Source organism: Streptomyces sp. NPDC005402 (assembly GCF_040606575.1).
GTDB lineage: Bacteria > Actinomycetota > Actinomycetes > Streptomycetales > Streptomycetaceae > Streptomyces.
The window spans coordinates 149,747-164,870 of record NZ_JBEXFB010000008.1; the positions used below are offsets into that span (position 1 = coordinate 149,747).

At 70.9% G+C, this 15,124-nt stretch carries 11 protein-coding genes; all 11 read right to left on the minus strand.

Going from position 1 to position 15,124, the window contains the following annotated elements; genetic code table 11:
- Positions 1 to 3: 3 nt before the first annotated feature.
- The 11 genes from ABZT02_RS17780 to asnB are packed head-to-tail and all read right to left on the minus strand — an operon-like array spanning position 4 to position 15,123.
- On the minus strand, positions 4 to 1,302 hold the full coding sequence (locus tag ABZT02_RS17780) for a DUF4910 domain-containing protein (protein WP_356018807.1): 1,299 nt from the start codon (positions 1,300 to 1,302) through the stop codon (positions 4 to 6).
- Entirely contained in the window at positions 1,299 to 2,324 is a 1,026-nt protein-coding gene (locus tag ABZT02_RS17785) for an SDR family oxidoreductase (protein ID WP_356018809.1), read from the minus strand. Before ABZT02_RS17785 ends, ABZT02_RS17780 begins: the two co-directional genes overlap by 4 nt.
- 3 nt (positions 2,325 to 2,327) lie before the next feature.
- The gene (locus tag ABZT02_RS17790; RefSeq protein WP_356018810.1) at positions 2,328 to 2,975 is read right to left on the minus strand and encodes a PIG-L deacetylase family protein; all 648 of its coding nucleotides are present in this window, start codon (positions 2,973 to 2,975) and stop codon (positions 2,328 to 2,330) included.
- Positions 2,972 to 3,766, minus strand: coding sequence for a glucose-1-phosphate cytidylyltransferase (locus tag ABZT02_RS17795; protein WP_356018811.1), 795 nt, complete (start codon positions 3,764 to 3,766; stop codon positions 2,972 to 2,974). Before ABZT02_RS17795 ends, ABZT02_RS17790 begins: the two co-directional genes overlap by 4 nt.
- Positions 3,763 to 5,031: a class I SAM-dependent methyltransferase gene (locus ABZT02_RS17800; protein WP_356018813.1), complete on the minus strand. Its 1,269-nt coding sequence runs from the start codon at positions 5,029 to 5,031 to the stop codon at positions 3,763 to 3,765. Before ABZT02_RS17800 ends, ABZT02_RS17795 begins: the two co-directional genes overlap by 4 nt.
- Positions 5,028 to 6,269, minus strand: coding sequence for a glycosyltransferase (locus ABZT02_RS17805; RefSeq protein ID WP_356018814.1), 1,242 nt, complete (start codon positions 6,267 to 6,269; stop codon positions 5,028 to 5,030). Before ABZT02_RS17805 ends, ABZT02_RS17800 begins: the two co-directional genes overlap by 4 nt.
- A 2-nt stretch (positions 6,270 to 6,271) precedes the next feature.
- Positions 6,272 to 7,504: an O-antigen ligase domain-containing protein gene (locus tag ABZT02_RS17810; RefSeq protein WP_356018815.1), complete on the minus strand. Its 1,233-nt coding sequence runs from the start codon at positions 7,502 to 7,504 to the stop codon at positions 6,272 to 6,274.
- Position 7,505: 1 nt separating this feature from the next.
- Positions 7,506 to 9,053 (minus strand): right-handed parallel beta-helix repeat-containing protein, encoded by a 1,548-nt coding sequence (locus ABZT02_RS17815; protein ID WP_356018817.1) that lies wholly within the window; start codon positions 9,051 to 9,053, stop codon positions 7,506 to 7,508.
- Positions 9,054 to 9,060: 7 nt separating this feature from the next.
- Positions 9,061 to 11,001 (minus strand): alginate lyase family protein, encoded by a 1,941-nt coding sequence (locus ABZT02_RS17820; protein WP_356018818.1) that lies wholly within the window; start codon positions 10,999 to 11,001, stop codon positions 9,061 to 9,063.
- Entirely contained in the window at positions 10,998 to 13,172 is a 2,175-nt protein-coding gene (locus ABZT02_RS17825; protein WP_356018819.1) for a bi-domain-containing oxidoreductase, read from the minus strand. The genes ABZT02_RS17820 and ABZT02_RS17825 overlap by 4 nt, the downstream gene beginning before the upstream one ends.
- Before the next feature lie 16 nt (positions 13,173 to 13,188).
- Entirely contained in the window at positions 13,189 to 15,123 is a 1,935-nt protein-coding gene (asnB, locus tag ABZT02_RS17830; protein ID WP_356018820.1) for an asparagine synthase (glutamine-hydrolyzing), read from the minus strand.
- Position 15,124: the final 1 nt, after the last annotated feature.

A 15,124-nucleotide genomic window follows, 5' to 3' on the forward strand; every position in this document is an offset into this window, starting at 1 on the left:
GCGTCAGGCCTTGATCAGCCCGGCGCCGTGCAGGGCGTCGGCCGCGTCGGCGACGGTGTCGAAGGGCAGCCCGGACCGCTGGGCGACGTCCAGCAGGCTGTGCTCGCCGTCGGACAGGTTGAGCACCCAGAGCATGGCCATCTGGGCCTGCTTGGTGTCGCTGCGGCCGCCGAGCGCGTCGTACAACCCCCGTCGGCCCAGCTGTGGTTCGCCGTAGGGGCTGAGGTTGAGGTACCGCCGGTTGCGGTCGAGGACGGCGAACGCCTCACGGCAGACGGCGAGGGTGTCCGCCATCGCCTGAGGGGAGACGAAGTCCAGGTTGTCCGCGGACGTGTGGTACTCGGGGTAGCCCGCGTACGGGGTCCGGGTGAGCGAACCGACGCCGAGGTTGAACCCGGGCGAGCAGTACTGCCGCTCGTCGTAGCCGTACGGGGTGAACTCGGCAACACGGTGCGGGCGTTCGGAATCAGCCAGCACGTGCTGTATCACCCGGTCGATCTCCGCGTCGCCACGCCGGCTCTGCTTGTACGTCAGTTGACCGCGGTCGCCCGCGCAGGCCAGCACGACGCCGTGCTTGACCCGTTCCACCCGCTCCCTGTTCTGCGCCAACCAGGTGATCGCCCCGATAGTGCCGGGCGCGAAGATGAAACGGTAGGTGTAGTACGGCGTTTCCTCGGCCAGCGCCTTGGCGAGGGACACCGCCACCGCGACGCCGGCCATGTTGTCGTTGGCCAGCGCCGGGTGGCAGACGTGGCAGGAGACGATCACCTCGTCGGCGACCTGCCCGGGGACCACGTGCTCGGCGTAGGTGAGGTGGCCGTCGGCGAGCGTGGAGTCGATGCGCACCTCGTACTCGCCGTCCGGCATCGCGTCCAGGGTGTCCTGGGCCAGGCAGAACCCCCACTCCGGCTTGTAGTAGCTGGTGCGGTACGGCACCCAGGACGGCTGGTCCGGCAGGGTGTGCAGGTGCGGGCGCAGCTCCGACAGCGGCATGGTCGCCGACACCGGAACGCTGTAGCCGAGCACGTGCAGGCTGGACGCGGCGAAGTCGACGACCCGGTTGCCGGCGCGGTCGGCGATGTACGCGTCCCGGATGTTCCACTCCTGGGGCACCGTCCAGTCGAGCACCTGCGTACCGGTCGGCACCTCGTAAACCTGCAGCGGAATGTGCTCGCCGACGATGTCCAGGGTGGCCCGCACCCCGTCGCCGGTGATGCTGCGGCACAGCGGGTACAGCCGCTCCACCAGCGCGTACATCTCGTCGCCGGCCGAGGTCGTCGGCTGTTCGCCGCCCGCGGTCATCCGCGCCACCGCAGGGTGTTGTCGACGGTGCCGGCCTCGGACGCCGCGCGCAGCACGGCCAGGCGGGTGAAGCGCTGCTCGAAGTTCTCCTTGGTCAGCCCGAACTTCCGGTAGGCGTCGGCGAGTTCGAGCGCGCCGCGCTTGACCGACCACTCGATGTCGAAGCCGGGGATCGCGGCGCGGAACCGGGAGAAGTCCACCCGGTAGGACCGCGGGTCGGCGCCGTTCTCCCCGGTGATGTTCACCTTGGAGCCGGGCACCGCCTCGGCGACCTGCTCGGCGATCTCGGCGACCGTGACGTTGTTGGTCTCGCTGCCGATGTTGAACGCCCGGTCGTGCACCGCGTCCCGAGGCGCGGTCAGCGCGGCCGTGAAGGCCCGTGCGATGTCGGCGGCGTGCACCAGCGGGCGCCAGGGGGTGCCGTCGGAGAGCACCAGGACCTCGCCGGACAGGAGCGCGTGGCCCACCAGGTTGTTCAGCACGATGTCGGCGCGCAGCCGGGGCGAGTAGCCGAAGGCCGTGGCGTTGCGCATGAACACGGGGGTGAAGTCGTCGTCGGCCAGCGCGTGCAGGTCGTCCTCCACTCGCACCTTGGACTCCGCGTACGGCGTCACCGGGCGCAGCGGGGCGTCCTCGCCCACCAGGTCGTCGCCGCCGGCGGCGCCGTACACCGAGCAGGTCGACGCGTACAGGAAGCGCCGCACTCCGGCGTCGCGGGCCAGCCGGGCAAGGTGGACGGACGCGTGGTGGTTGATGTCGTAGGTGAGTTCCGGCGCCAGTGACCCCAGCGGGTCGTTGGAGAGCGCCGCCAGGTGGATCACGGCGTCGACCCCGGCCACGTGTTCGGCCGTGACGTCGCGCAGGTCCACCCGGTGCCCGGGCGGGTCCGCGGGTGTGTCGCCGAGGACGGAGTCGGCGAACAGGCCGGAGTCGAGGCCGACGACCTCGTGCCCTGCGGCGGCGAGGACCGGGGCCATGACGGTTCCCAGGTATCCCTGGTGTCCGGTCAGAAGTACGCGCATGGTTCAAGCCCCCAGGTCGAGCGTGAGTTTGGTGACGGCGAACGCCTCGGCGTATCGCTCGTGGCATTCGATGCCGCGGATCCGTGCGAGGCCGAGGAAGGCCTCCCGGTCGTACCAGGGCCGGTGCCGCTGCGAGGCGTAGTGCTCCTGCAGCAGCCGTACCTTCTGTTCGGCGATCTCCGTCGACAGCGCCTGGTACGCGGCCATGCGGCCGAGGTCGCCGTCCCACTTGACGATCTCGTAGCCGAGCACGAGGTGGTCGCGGAAGGCGGTGGGTATCAGCTGCGCCAGGCCGCGGTGGTCCTGGTGGGCGTCGTCGGTGCGCGGCGCCAGGATCAGATCCGGGTCGCTCTGCGCGCGCAGTTCCTCGACCGCGGCCTTGGCCTCGTCCCAGTGCACGGGCATACGGCCGTCCGGCAGTTTGAGCACGGTCAGCCGCAGGTCGGCGCCCGGGCAGAAGGCGGCGAGCGCGGCCCGCTCCTCCTGCTCGCGTTCGCTGCCGCCGCCGGAGAGCACCAGGGCGTCGACGCGGACACCCGGGCGCGCGTGGCACAGCGTCAGCAGTGTGCCGCCGGCGCCGATGGCGATGTCGTCGCAGTGCGCACCCACCGCGACGATCCGGTCCGGGCGCCCGGCGCTGAGCCGGATCACGCGCTCACCCCGGCGTCATCCCGTTCCCACACGGCCCACGGGCGGTCGCCCAGGGTGTAGGCGGCGTCGAGCGCTGCGCGCTCCTTCACGGTGTCGGTCGGCTTCCAGAAGCCGCGGTGCTGGTGCGCCACCAGCCGGCCGCGCTTGGCCAGTTGGGCGCATCCGTCGGCGACCAGGTCCCCGCCCTCCGGGATGTGGTCGAAGACCTCCTGGCGGAGCACGAAGTAGCCGCCGTTCTCCCACAGCGGCAGTTCGCTCACCGCGGTGATGCCGCCGACCAGGTTGTCCTCGCCCAACTCCACGCAGTGGAAGGACGACTGGGGCGGCACGACCATCATCGAGGCGCCGGCGTCGCGCCGGGAGAACTTCTCGATCATCTCGGGCAGCGGGGCGTCGGTGAGGACGTCCGCGTAGTTGGCGAGGAACATCTCGTCGCCGTCCAGGTGGTGCCGCACCCGGCGCAGCCGCTCTCCGATCGGTGACTCGATGCCGGTCTGCGCGAACGTGATCGTCCAGTCCGAGATGTCGGTGGACAGCAGCTCGGTCCGCCCGCCTCTCAGCACGAAGTCGTTGGACGTCGTCTCCTCGTAGTTGAGGAAGAAGTCCTTGATGTGGTGGGCCCCGTACCCCAGGCACAGGATGAACTCCTTGTGCCCGAAGTGCGCGTAGTAGCGCATGACGTGCCAGATCAGCGGCCTGGGGCCGACCATCGCCATCGGCTTGGGCACGTCGTCCGCGGCACCGCTGCGCATCCGCATCCCGTAACCGCCGCAGAACAGAACGACCTTCATGCTGTGACCTTTCGGGACGCGACCTCGACAACGCTCAGTTCGGGGATGGGAAAGACCAGCCGGCCGCCCCAGTCGTGCACGAAGGACAGCTGCTCGACCAGTTCGGCCCGCAGGTTCCACGGGAGGACGAGGACGTAGTCCGGTTTGTCGGCGGCTATCTGCTCGGGCGGCAGGATCGGGATGCGGGTGCCCGGCGTGAACCTGCCGTGCTTGTAGGGGTTGCGGTCGACCGTGTACGCGAGCAGGTCGGGCCGGATACCGCAGTGGTTGAGCAGGGTGTTCCCCTTGCCCGGGGCGCCGTAGCCGACGACCGTCTCGCCGCGCTCGGCCGCCTCGATGAGGAACTTGAGGAGGTCCCTGCGCACCTTGGCCACCCGGGCGGAGAACTCGGTGTAGCCCGACGGCTCCTGAAGCCCGGCGGCCTTCTCGCGGGCCAGCACGTCGGCCACCCGCTGCGTCGGCTCGCCGGCCACCTCGGCCGGGCGGGCCCACAGCCGGATGGAGCCGCCGTGCGTGGGCAGCAACTCGACGTCCACGAGCGTCAGTCCGCCGCTCGCCAGGGCCTGGATCGCGGACGCGACCGTGTAGTACTGGAAGTGCTCGTGGTAGATCGTGTCGTACTGGTTCTCCTCGATCAGGGTCAGCAGGTGCTGCACCTCGATGGAGACCCAGCCGTCGTCGGCGACCAGGGCGCGCAGCCCCTGGGTGAAGCCGACCACGTCGGGGATGTGCGCGTACACGTTGTTGGCCACGACCAGGTTCGCCGGGCCGTGCTCGGCGCGGACGGCCGAGCCGGTGTCCGGGCTGAGGAACTCCGTGAGCGTGGGCACGCCCGCGTCGCGCGCCGCGGCGCCGACGTTCACCGAGGGCTCGATGCCGAGGCAGCGGATCCCCCGGTCCACCACGTGCCGCAGCAGGTACCCGTCGTTGCTCGCGACCTCGACCACGAAGGCGTCGGAGCCGTCGGAGCCTTCGGTCTCGAGTCCCACCCGCTCCACGGCGTCGGCGACGAACGTGCGCGCGTGCTCCACCCAGGACGTCGAGAACGAGGAGAAGTACGCGTACTCCTTGAACGTCTCCTCCGGCGTGATCAGCGGCGGGATCTGCGCGAGCCAGCAGTCGGTGCACACCTGCAGGTGCAGCGGGTACGCGGGCTCCGGCTGGTCGAGTTGGTCCGCGGCCAGAAAGCTCTCACATGGTGGCGTCGCCCCGAGGTCGACGACGCTCGCCATCGCTTCCGAGCCGCACAGTCGGCATCGTGTCATCTAGTGTTCCCATCCCCCCTGCTCGCGCGGGTGTCCCCGCCGCGAGTCTGCGCCGACCGAACCGCGATCGCGGTGCGGTACTCATCAACCAGACGGTCAAGGCCGACCGTCGGGCTGAAACCCTGTTCGTAACGGCGCCGGGCCGCCTCGCCCATCTCCCGGTTGCCGGCCGGCTCGCCCGCGATCCGGCGTATGCAGGACGAGAGCGAGGCGGACTCGCCCGGCTCGTGCAGCAGCCCGGTCACCCCGTCCTCGACGAGTTCGACGAAGGCGCCGTGCCCGGCCGCGACGACCGGGACCCCGGCCGCCATCGCCTCCACGACCACCAGGCCGAACGCCTCCAGCCACGTCGAGGGAGCCACCACGGCGACCGACCGCGCGATGGCCTTCTGGCACTCCGCCGTGTCGTACAGGCCGACGTACCGCACGTCGTCCCGGGCCGCCGCCCAGGCGATGACCTCTGCCTCCAGTGGTCCCGTGCCGGCGATCACGAGCGGTACCCCCACACCGCCGCTCGCCGCGATCTCGTCCCACGCGGCCATGAGCAGCCGTACGCCCTTGGCCTCCGCGAGCCGGCCGAGATAGAGCAGATGCTCGCCGGTGTCCGTGCGGCGCGCGTCCGGGTCGGGCACGAAGTTGTGCTTCACCGCCAGCCGCTCGGCCGGCATCCCGGCTCGTACCAGGACGTCACGCTGCGCCGCGGAGATGCAGAGGAAGCGCTCCACGCCGGACCACCACCGGCGCCGGTTGGCCGACAGGCTGACCGCGAGCGGCACGGTTGCCAGGCGGGAGCCCCGGTAGCAGCCGTGGCGGACGGCGGGCAGTGGCGTCGACCCGACGCACTCGGTGCACGGCTTGCCGTCCCGCTGCAAGGTGCCGGGCGGGCAGACCTGGGTGTAGTTGTGCAGCGTCGCCACGGCGGGCACGCCGGCGTCGGCGCAGGCGGCGAGCACCGCGGGCGACAGGAGCGGGAAGACGTTGTGGACGTGGACGATGTCGGGCCGCTCGGTGCGGAGCCGGGTGGCGAGTTCGGTGCGGACCGCCGGGTTCCACGGCACCCGCAGGGGCACCGCGACCTTGGCCAGGAGGGACATGGCGCCGATGTCGTCGCTGCGCCGCTCGAACATCTCGACCCGGTGGCCGCCCTCGCGCAGCAGCTCCACCTCCTGGTCGACGACCTTGTTCTCGCCGCTCGGCTGCGCCGAGCCGTAACGGTTGTGCACCACGAGGATGTGCATGCTCACCTCACCTCCGATCTCCGGGCCCAGCGTGGGACGCGTTGTCGAGGGATTGCGGGCGTCCCGAGGGGGGTGGCCTCGGCAGGTGTCGCCAACAGCGAGGCGGCCAGGGCCAGATGCAGCAGATACGGCGAGGCGTCGCCGAGACCGGCCTCGGTGTACGACGCGATCGCGCAGTAGCTGATCAGGAAGATCGCGCAGGCCCGCTGCAGCGACGGTGGCCGCAGCAACGCGACGCCGCCCAGCACGATGATGATCGCCCCGACGAGGGCGACGCCGATCAGGCCCTGCTCGTTGTAGACGGCCAGCCAGCTGTTGTCGATCGGCAGACCGCCGAACGACTTGTCGCCCAGTCCCACGCCGAACAGCTTCTCCCCGGTCGAGCGGGGCGCGGCCAGCAGGGCGTCCCAGACCTTGGCGCGACCGGTGAGGCTGGAGAAGTTGTCCTTGCTCTGTCCGCGCAGGAACCACGCTTGCAGCGCGGAGGCGAACCCCACCGCGGCCACCGTGGCGCACACCACCGCCCAGGCGAAGAAGCGGCGGGCCGCGGCACTGGTGAACAGGAGCGAGCCGATCGCCAGCACCAGCCCGAGGAGCAGGCCGAGCGTGGCCGTCCGGGTATGGGTCAGGGCGAGCAGGACGAGTGACGGCACGATGACCACCGCCGCGCTGGTCCTGTCGGTCCGCCGGCCCAGGAGGAGCAGCACGGTGAGCCCGACGATCACCGCGGCGTACTGGCCGATCTGCGGCGGGGTGAGCGGCCACAGCGCGCCGACCAGCCGCCCGCCGTAGAGGTCGGGCAGGGCCATGCCCGGTGAGACGGCCAGGCCGAGGGCTACCGACCCGAGCACCGCGAAGTACATCCGGATGTGGTGCCGTACGAACGTCAGGCTGTCGCCCCACCAGCGGCTGAGCAGCCACAGCGTGCCGACGAAGAGCGTCAGCCTGAAGCAGCGGAACAGCGCGCCGAACCCGGACTCCAGATGAGCGCTGGAGATCACGCTCGTCACCAGCAGCAGGGTGAGCAGGAACACGTACGCGCTGGCTCGGATGCGCAACCGGGCGTTGACCGCGAGCGCCAGCGCGAACGCGGCGACCAGCGAGCCCATGGTGACCATCTGGATGAGGGAGCGGGGCAACGGGACGATGGTCTTCGCCCCGGCGGAGCCGAGCGTGTTGAGGACCAGCAGCCCCCAGACCACCCCCACGATCTTCGGCGTGCGCTCTGGCTCCATCTCAGCCACCGGCCTTCGGGTCGGGGGCGAGGGTGCTGCCCGTGTCCTGCTGGTACGGCGTGCCCTGCCACTGCGTGAAGTCGAGCACGCGGGCCGGGTCGTGGGCGACGAACTTCCATGGTCCGACGTAGACGTTGTCGTGCCAGCGGTTGTGCTGCTTGGTGGTGATGGCATCGGCCACGCTCTCGCCCTTGTACGGCGACCAGTCCGGATAGGTGCCGTAGTTGGACAGCACCGCCATCCGGTCGCACTTCGTCGTGCATTTCACGACGGACATGTCCAGCACGAAGCGGTTGTCGTGGATGTCCACCCGCTGGGTCTTCCATCGGCAGTCGGCGTAGAGCGGCGCCCTGTCGATCGCCGGCTTCGCGCAGCTGCCGGTCTTCTTCACCAGCAACGTGCAGTCACCGGACGAGGTGTTGGCCGGGCTGTTGCAGAACCGGTCGGCGTTCTCCCACAGGGTGATCCCGGACCAGTTGTTCTCCAGCAGGTTCCGAGAGATCTCGATCTTGTCGGTGCGGGCCTTGATCCGAGGTTCCCCGCCCGACTCGGACAGGTAGACGGTCGCGAACGGGAAACTGTCACCCTTGTCGGCCGCCTTGCGGCCCTCGACCCAGTTGTTCCGCCGGATCGTGTTGTTCCGGATGATCGCGTTGTAGCTGATCTCGTAGATCAGCGCGGCACCGTCGTTGGCCTCGATCACGTTGTTCTCGATGAGGAAGTCGTTGTTGTCGGTGTCCGCCCACAATCCTGTTCCCCGGTTGTCGTGCACCCAGTTCCCGCGTACGTCGGCGCCGTCGACTTCCCAGAACTTGATGCCTCCGGTGCAGCCGCAGCCCGGCTTGCGCCGCTCCCAGTCACCGGTGTTGTTGCCGACGATCTCGTTGCCCTCGACCACCAGGCCGGTGATACGGCCACTGCCCTTGTACGCGTTCATGCCGTACTGGCCGTTGTTGCGCAGGCAGTTGGCGCGGACCTGCTGGCGGGCACCGGCCATCAGCCCGGCACCGTCGTTGTCCTGGATCGTCGAGTCCTCGACCACCCACCCGTCGGCCGAGTCATGGTTGACCACGCCCTCGTCCGACGGCGCCACGAAACGCTGCACGGTCAGGTAGCGGATGGTGACGTCACGGGCACTGCCGCTGAACGCGTACTGGTTCTTCTTCCCGCCGTCGAGCACCGCGCCCGGTGCACCGAGGTAGCGGTCCCCCTTCTTCGGGACGACCTGGGCGTAGCGGTCCGGGTCGAGCCTGTGCTTGCCGGTTCGGAGCCAGAACGTGGTGTTCGGGGGGTGGCTCTTGGTCTTGGCCGCCAGGTCACCGACCTTCGCGGGGTCGACCGTCACCGCACCCGCCGGTGCCTTGGCCGGCCCGGTCGCTGGGTTGGCGCACACCCGGGCCACGGACGTGGAGAGCGCCCCGGACGTGGTCGGTACGGCGGTCGGTTTCGCGTCGGCTTTCGGCGTGCCGCTGTCACAGCCGGTCGCCGCCAGCAGGGCCAGCGCGAGCGGTGCCACCGCCAGCGCCCAGGGCCGCCTCTTGATCACCACGCGCCCCCTAGCCGCGGAACCCGAGCACGGTGGTGAAACCCTCCGTGCCGTCGGTGGAGCCGGTTCCGATCAGGGTGGTGGCGGGTTCCTTGCGCCCGAATCCGGCGGAGTACCAGCCCAGCGGCGGCTCGCTCTCGCCGCGGTGCGCCTGCCAGGACAGTTGCGCGGGCAGGTCGAGTACGGCGGAGCGGTCCTCGCCGTCGCGGGTCCAGGTGAGCCGGGCCCGGTTGCCGGCCAGGTCGGCGGTGATCGCCGGGCCGAGGTGGAACGCCAGCCGCACGGTCCGGCGGGGACCGCTCACCTCGTCGATCAGTTTCAACTCCTGCCTCTCGGCGGTCAGTTCCACCCGGCGGCGGTGCACGGACCCCTGGTAGCCGTCGTGCTCGGCGGACCAGCGGGCCACCTCACCGGACGCGTCCGCGACCAGGACACGGCTCTCGGCATGCCGGGTCCACAGGAACGGGCCACCGGAGACGGACTGGTCACCACCGTCCAGCTGCAGGGTGTTGTGGCCGAGGGTGGAGCGGAAGTACTGCCGCCACTCGGGCTGCCCGTGGTAGCAGTACGTCCCCGGGTCGGCGAGCACGTCGACCCCGTCGTGCCGGACCTCCACGGACAGCGCGTCCGCGTGGGCGTGCGCGGCGATGGACAGGAAGCCGTGCGGCCCGCCGTCGCAGCGGCACCAGATCTCCTCCGGGCCGCGCAGGATCGTCATGCCCGCGTCGGCGAAGTGGGCCGGTCGGCTCGCCGGGCGGGTCACGGACAGTTCGGTGGGTTTGACGAGCGCGGCCAGCAGCGGGGTGCGCACATCGGTGGCGGTCACCTCCGGCCACCAGTCGAGCCGGCCGAACACGGCGTCCCCGGTGGCCAGCAGCGAGGCCCAGCGGTCGGTGCCCGCGCCGTCCACGATCAGACCGTGCCCGTCGTCCGCGTCCCCCTGCCGCGGCGGCCGGAGCCGGTTGTCCACGATGGCCGCGAGCGCGTCGGTCATGCGCAGCAGCACAAGACGGACGGACGCGGGGACCGGCACCGCGGCGGCGTCCGCCTCGGCCAGCGCGGCCAGGCCGAGCTCCAGGACCAGTCCGTGGTACTCGGTGGCCAGCTCGCGGTTGAGGCCGGAGAGATGGGTGTTGCCGCGCAGCTGCCGGTCCAGCGAGCGCAGCGCGTCGGCTCGCCAGCGCGTCGAGGAGGGGAACCAGTCGAACGCGCAGGCCGCGGCGAACTGACCGGCGGTCTCGGCGATGACGTGGTTGTTCGCCGAAGAGCCCCGGCTGGGGAAGGCGGCCAGCCAGCGCTGGTGGTGCCAGATCTGGTTCCGCGCCACCGGGTTGCCCTCGAACAGGTCGGCCGCGCCCGGCCAGCCGTCGAGCAGCCGGCGGATCCACACCCAGGACAGCAGCCGGATGCCCAGCTCGATGCCGCTGATCCAGTGGACGCCGCGCAGCGGCGGGTTGGCCGACCACCACGACCGCAGATGCTCGGCCACGCGCTCGGCGTACCGCTCGTTCCCGGTGATCGCGTAGGCGGCCGCGAGCCGGGTGAGGTACTGGTGCCGGGACGGCTCCCAGATCTGCTTGATGTCCCCGACCGCGTCCTCGCTGCGGTACGGCACGTCGAAGGCGTAGCCCGAGGGGGCCCGGCGCCCGGTCTTCGGGTCGCGCCACCAGTCCGGGTCGGCCAGGTCGTCGCGGACCACGCCGAAGAACTCGGCGTGCCCGTCCATCAGCCGGTCCGCCTCGGCGATGAGGCGTTTCGCGGCGTCGGCGGGTACGGCGGAGATCGCCCCGGCGGGCAGTACGGCGGTGAACCGGGCGCCGGTCACGCTCGGGCAGTCGGGCGGCGCCGACCGCCAGCGCCGCCTGCGCACCGTGTCGCCCACCCGGCCCGCGACCTCCTGCGGCCCCATCCGGGACAGCCGCCGGAGGTACCAGCCCACGCTCATGGTCATCGGGACCTCGTCAACGTCACCGGCACGCCACCGGCCAGGCCGGCCTGCACGGCGAGGGTGGCCGCCGTGGTGGCGACCAGCGACTCCAGCGGCACCGGCATCGGCCCGCCGGTCCGAACCGCCTTGACGAACGCGGCCAGTTCGGCGTTCTGACCCTTGTCCCGCGCCTTGGGCAGCCGCGAACTGACCCACTTCTTACGCCCGTACACCGAGGCGCGCACGAAGTCGTCGAGTCGCAGCGCGCGGCCGTCCGCGACCAGGTCCAGCGTCTCCTTGGGGAAGCCGGACGGCCCGGTGGTGACATAACTGATGGTGGCGGTGGAACCGTCCGGGTAGCGCAGCACGACCTGCAGGTCCTCGTTGCCGGACGTGGCGGTCGCGTACACCGACACCGGGTCCGCGTCGAGCAGCCAGCTCGCCGTGTCGATGAAGTGTCCGCCCTCGCCGGCGAACCGCGAGCCCTCGGTGCCCTGCTGGAGGTACCAGCTGCCGTGCGTGAGGCGGCCCGCGTTGACCAGGTAGCGGAGGTTGGCCGGGCCGCTCCGGGCGCCGAAGTGCTGCTTGGCCTCCTGGAGCAGCGGCGCGAACCGGCGGTTGAAGCCCACCTGGAGCCGGTCGTTGCCGGACTCCTCCACCGCCGCGAGCACACCGGCCAGTTCGTCCTCGGTGAGCGCCAGAGGCTTCTCCACGAACACGGTCTTGCCGGCCAGCAGTGCCTGCCGCGTCAGTTCGGCGTGCGAGCTGTGCCGGGTGACCACGAACACCGCGTCGATGGACTTGTCGCCGAGCACGGCGTCGAGGTCGGTGGTCGCCTCGGCGAAGCCGAACTTCCGCTGCGCGTTGGCTCCGGACAGCGACGTCGTGGTGACGACGGTCGACAGCTCGACGCCCTCGCGCTGGGCGAGGTGCGGCAGCAGCATCGATGTGGCGTAGTTCCCAGCGCCGACGAACGCGAGACGCACCGAGGTCTTGGCGGCCGGGGCGGGACGCGGCTTCACGTTCACGGCGGGCACCGTCACCGACGGTGCCTCGGCCTCCTGGGCATCTTGTGCGGGGTACCGGAACAGCGCGGTGATGGCCTTCAGCTCGCCGTCCTTCAGGCGCTGGTAGGTCTCGACGGCGTCGTCGAAGTCGGCGACGTGGGAGATCAGGGGCTCCACGTCGACCTTGCCGCGGGCGGCGAGGTCGAGGAAGCAGGCCAGGTTGCGGCGCTCGGTCCAGCGGACGTAGCCGATCGGGTAGTCGCGCCCCTCCAGCTCGTACGACGGGTCGTAGCGCCCGGGGCCGTACGAACGCGAGAACCGGACGTCGAGTTCCTTCTCGTAGTACGCGTTCCACGGCAGGTCCAGGCGGCACTTGCCGATGTCGACGACCCGGCCGCGGTCCCGGGCCAGCTTGGCGGCCAGCTCGACGGGCTGGTTGCTGCCGCCGCCGGCGGCCAGGTACACCTGGTCGACGCCGTGTCCGTCGGTGAGTTCGGCGACGGCGTTCTCCACGGCGGCGGAGGCGGGGTCGCCGCAGGCCGCGGCGCCCAGGCGCTCGGCGAGCTCGCAGCGCACCGGGTCGGGGTCGGCGCCGACGACGCGGACTCCCGAGGCGGCCAGGAGCTGCACCACCAACTGCCCGATCAGGCCGAGGCCGATGACGAGGGCCACTTCGCCGAGCTGCGGCTCGCCCTGGCGGACGCCCTGCATCGCGATCGACCCGACGGTGCCGAAGGCCGCGTGCCGCGGCGCGAGGCCGTCCGGCACCGGTGCGTAGAGGTTCTTCGGCACCCAGTTCAGCTCGGCGTGCAACGCGTGCTCGTTGCCGGCGCAGGCCAAGAGGTCGCCGACCTTCACGTCGTCGATCCCGGCGCCGACCTCCTCGACCACCCCGCACAACGAGTAGCCCAGCGGTGTGTACGAGTCCAGCTTGCCCATCACCTTGCGGTAGGTGGCGGGCACCCCGTTGGTGGCCACACTCTGCATGACCTTGGCCACCTGGTCAGGGCGGGAGCGGGCCTTGCCCAGCATCGACATGCCGGCCTCGGACACCTTCATGAGCTCGGTCCCCGTGGAGATCAGCGAGAAGGCGCTGCGGACCAGCACACCGCCCGGCTTGCACCCCGGCACCGGCACGTCGAGCACCGCCAGCTCGCCGCTCTTGTAGTTCTGTACGACCTGTTTCACCGAAGTCCCCTGATTCCTAAGCCGTTTGCCGAGTGCTCTGGCCGGACCCGGAGGTCGCGTCGCGGTACCAGTACTCGAGGGTCAGCACATGCCACAGATGCTTGGAGAAGTCCTGGCGCCCGGCGGCGTCCTCGGCGACCATCCGCGCCAGCGCGTCCCTGCGCAGGAACCCGGAACGCACGAGCTCGCCGTCGTTGACCACCTCGCGTACCAGCGGTGCCAGATCCCGGCTCATCCAGGCCCGCAGCGGGGCGCTGAACAGGCCCTTGGGCCGGTAGACGATCTCCCGGGGCAGGATCGAGGTGGCCGCCTCCTTGAGGACGGCCTTGCCCTGTCGTCCGACGATCTTGCGGTCGCCGGGCACGGTGAACGCCGCCTTGACCACCTCGACGTCCACGTACGGCACCCGCACCTCGGTCGACGCGGCCATGCTGGAGCGGTCCGTGTACGCCAGGTTCAGGCCCGGCAGGAACATCCGGGCGTCGCCCAGGCACATGCGGTTGACGAAGTCGTCGAGCTCGTTGTCCTGGTAGATGTCCGCGTGTTCGGTCACTACGTCGTCGACCGTCCCGGCCAGGTCCGGATCGACCAGGGCGAGCAGCTCGTCCTGGTCGTACATGGTGTAGCTGCGCCGGAACGCGGTCTCCTCCGGCAGATCGGCGAAGGAGAGGAACCGCTTCGCGAAGCGCACCGACCTGAGGCCCCGGCGGGACGTGGCGACCGGCAGCCGGTCCACGGCCGCGGACACCCCGCGCCGCAGGGGTCGCGGGACGCGCTGGTAGCGCAGGGCGAGCAGGTTGGCCAGGTGCTTGCGGTATCCGGCGAACAGTTCGTCGGCACCCATCCCCGAGAGCATCACCTTGACCCCGGCCTCCCGGGCGGCCTGGCAGATCAGGAAGGTGTTGATCGCGGCGGGGTCGCCGATCGGCTCGTCCAGGTGGTACGTCATCTGCGGCAGCAGGTCGAGCACGTTCGGGGCGATCTCGATCTCGTGGAGGTCGACGCCGAACCGCTCGGCGACCTGCCGGGCGTAGCGCAGGTCGTCGGGCATCGCCTCGAACCTGGCGTCCTCGGCGCGGAACCCGATCGTGTAGGCGGAGATCCCCGGCTGGTGACGGGCCGCAAGGGCGGTCAGCCAGCTCGAGTCGAGGCCGCCGGACAGGAAGGTCGCCACGGGTACGTCGGAGAGCAGGTGCTTGCGGGTCGACTCCTCGACGATGGCGGCCATATCCGGCCGTTCACCGGCCCGGGCCCGTTCCTGGCCCTCGGCGGCGACGTCCTTCAGGTTCCAGAACCGGCCGCGCTCCACCCGGCCGTCGGGCCGGCACCGCAGCCAGCTCCCCGGCGGCAGCTTCTCCGCCTCGCGGAACGCACAGCGCGTGTCCGGCACCCAGTAGTAGAGCAGCGAGGCCACCATGGCCCCGTGGTCCACCTCCAGCTTGCCGCCGGTCGCGGCGGCGAGCGCCTTGAGCTCGGAGGCGAACACCAGGCCCCCGCCGCGCCGGAGCAGGAACAGCGGCTTGATGCCCAACTGGTCGCGGACCAGCACCAGTTCACCGGTGCGCTCGTCGAAGATGCCGAACGCGAACATGCCGCGCAGCCGGGGCAGACAGTCCGTGCCCCAGCGGCGCCACGCCTCGAGCAGCACCTCGGTGTCGGAGGTACCGCGGAAGCGCACCCCGGCGGCCGCCAGTTCGGCACGCAGCTCGGGCGCGTTGTACAGCTCGCCGTTGTACGTCAGGACGAGGCCGTCCGAGACCATCGGCTGGGCGCCGGTGTCGGACAGGTCGATGATGGACAGCCGGCGGTGCCCGAGCTGCACCTCGCCGTCACCGACGGGGTGGCCGTAGCGGCCCGCCCCGTCCGGGCCGCGGTGGGCGAGGGTGTCGGTGAGCCGGTCGGTCACGATCTTGCCGTCCGGCCATCGGTAAGTCCCTGCGATGCCACACATG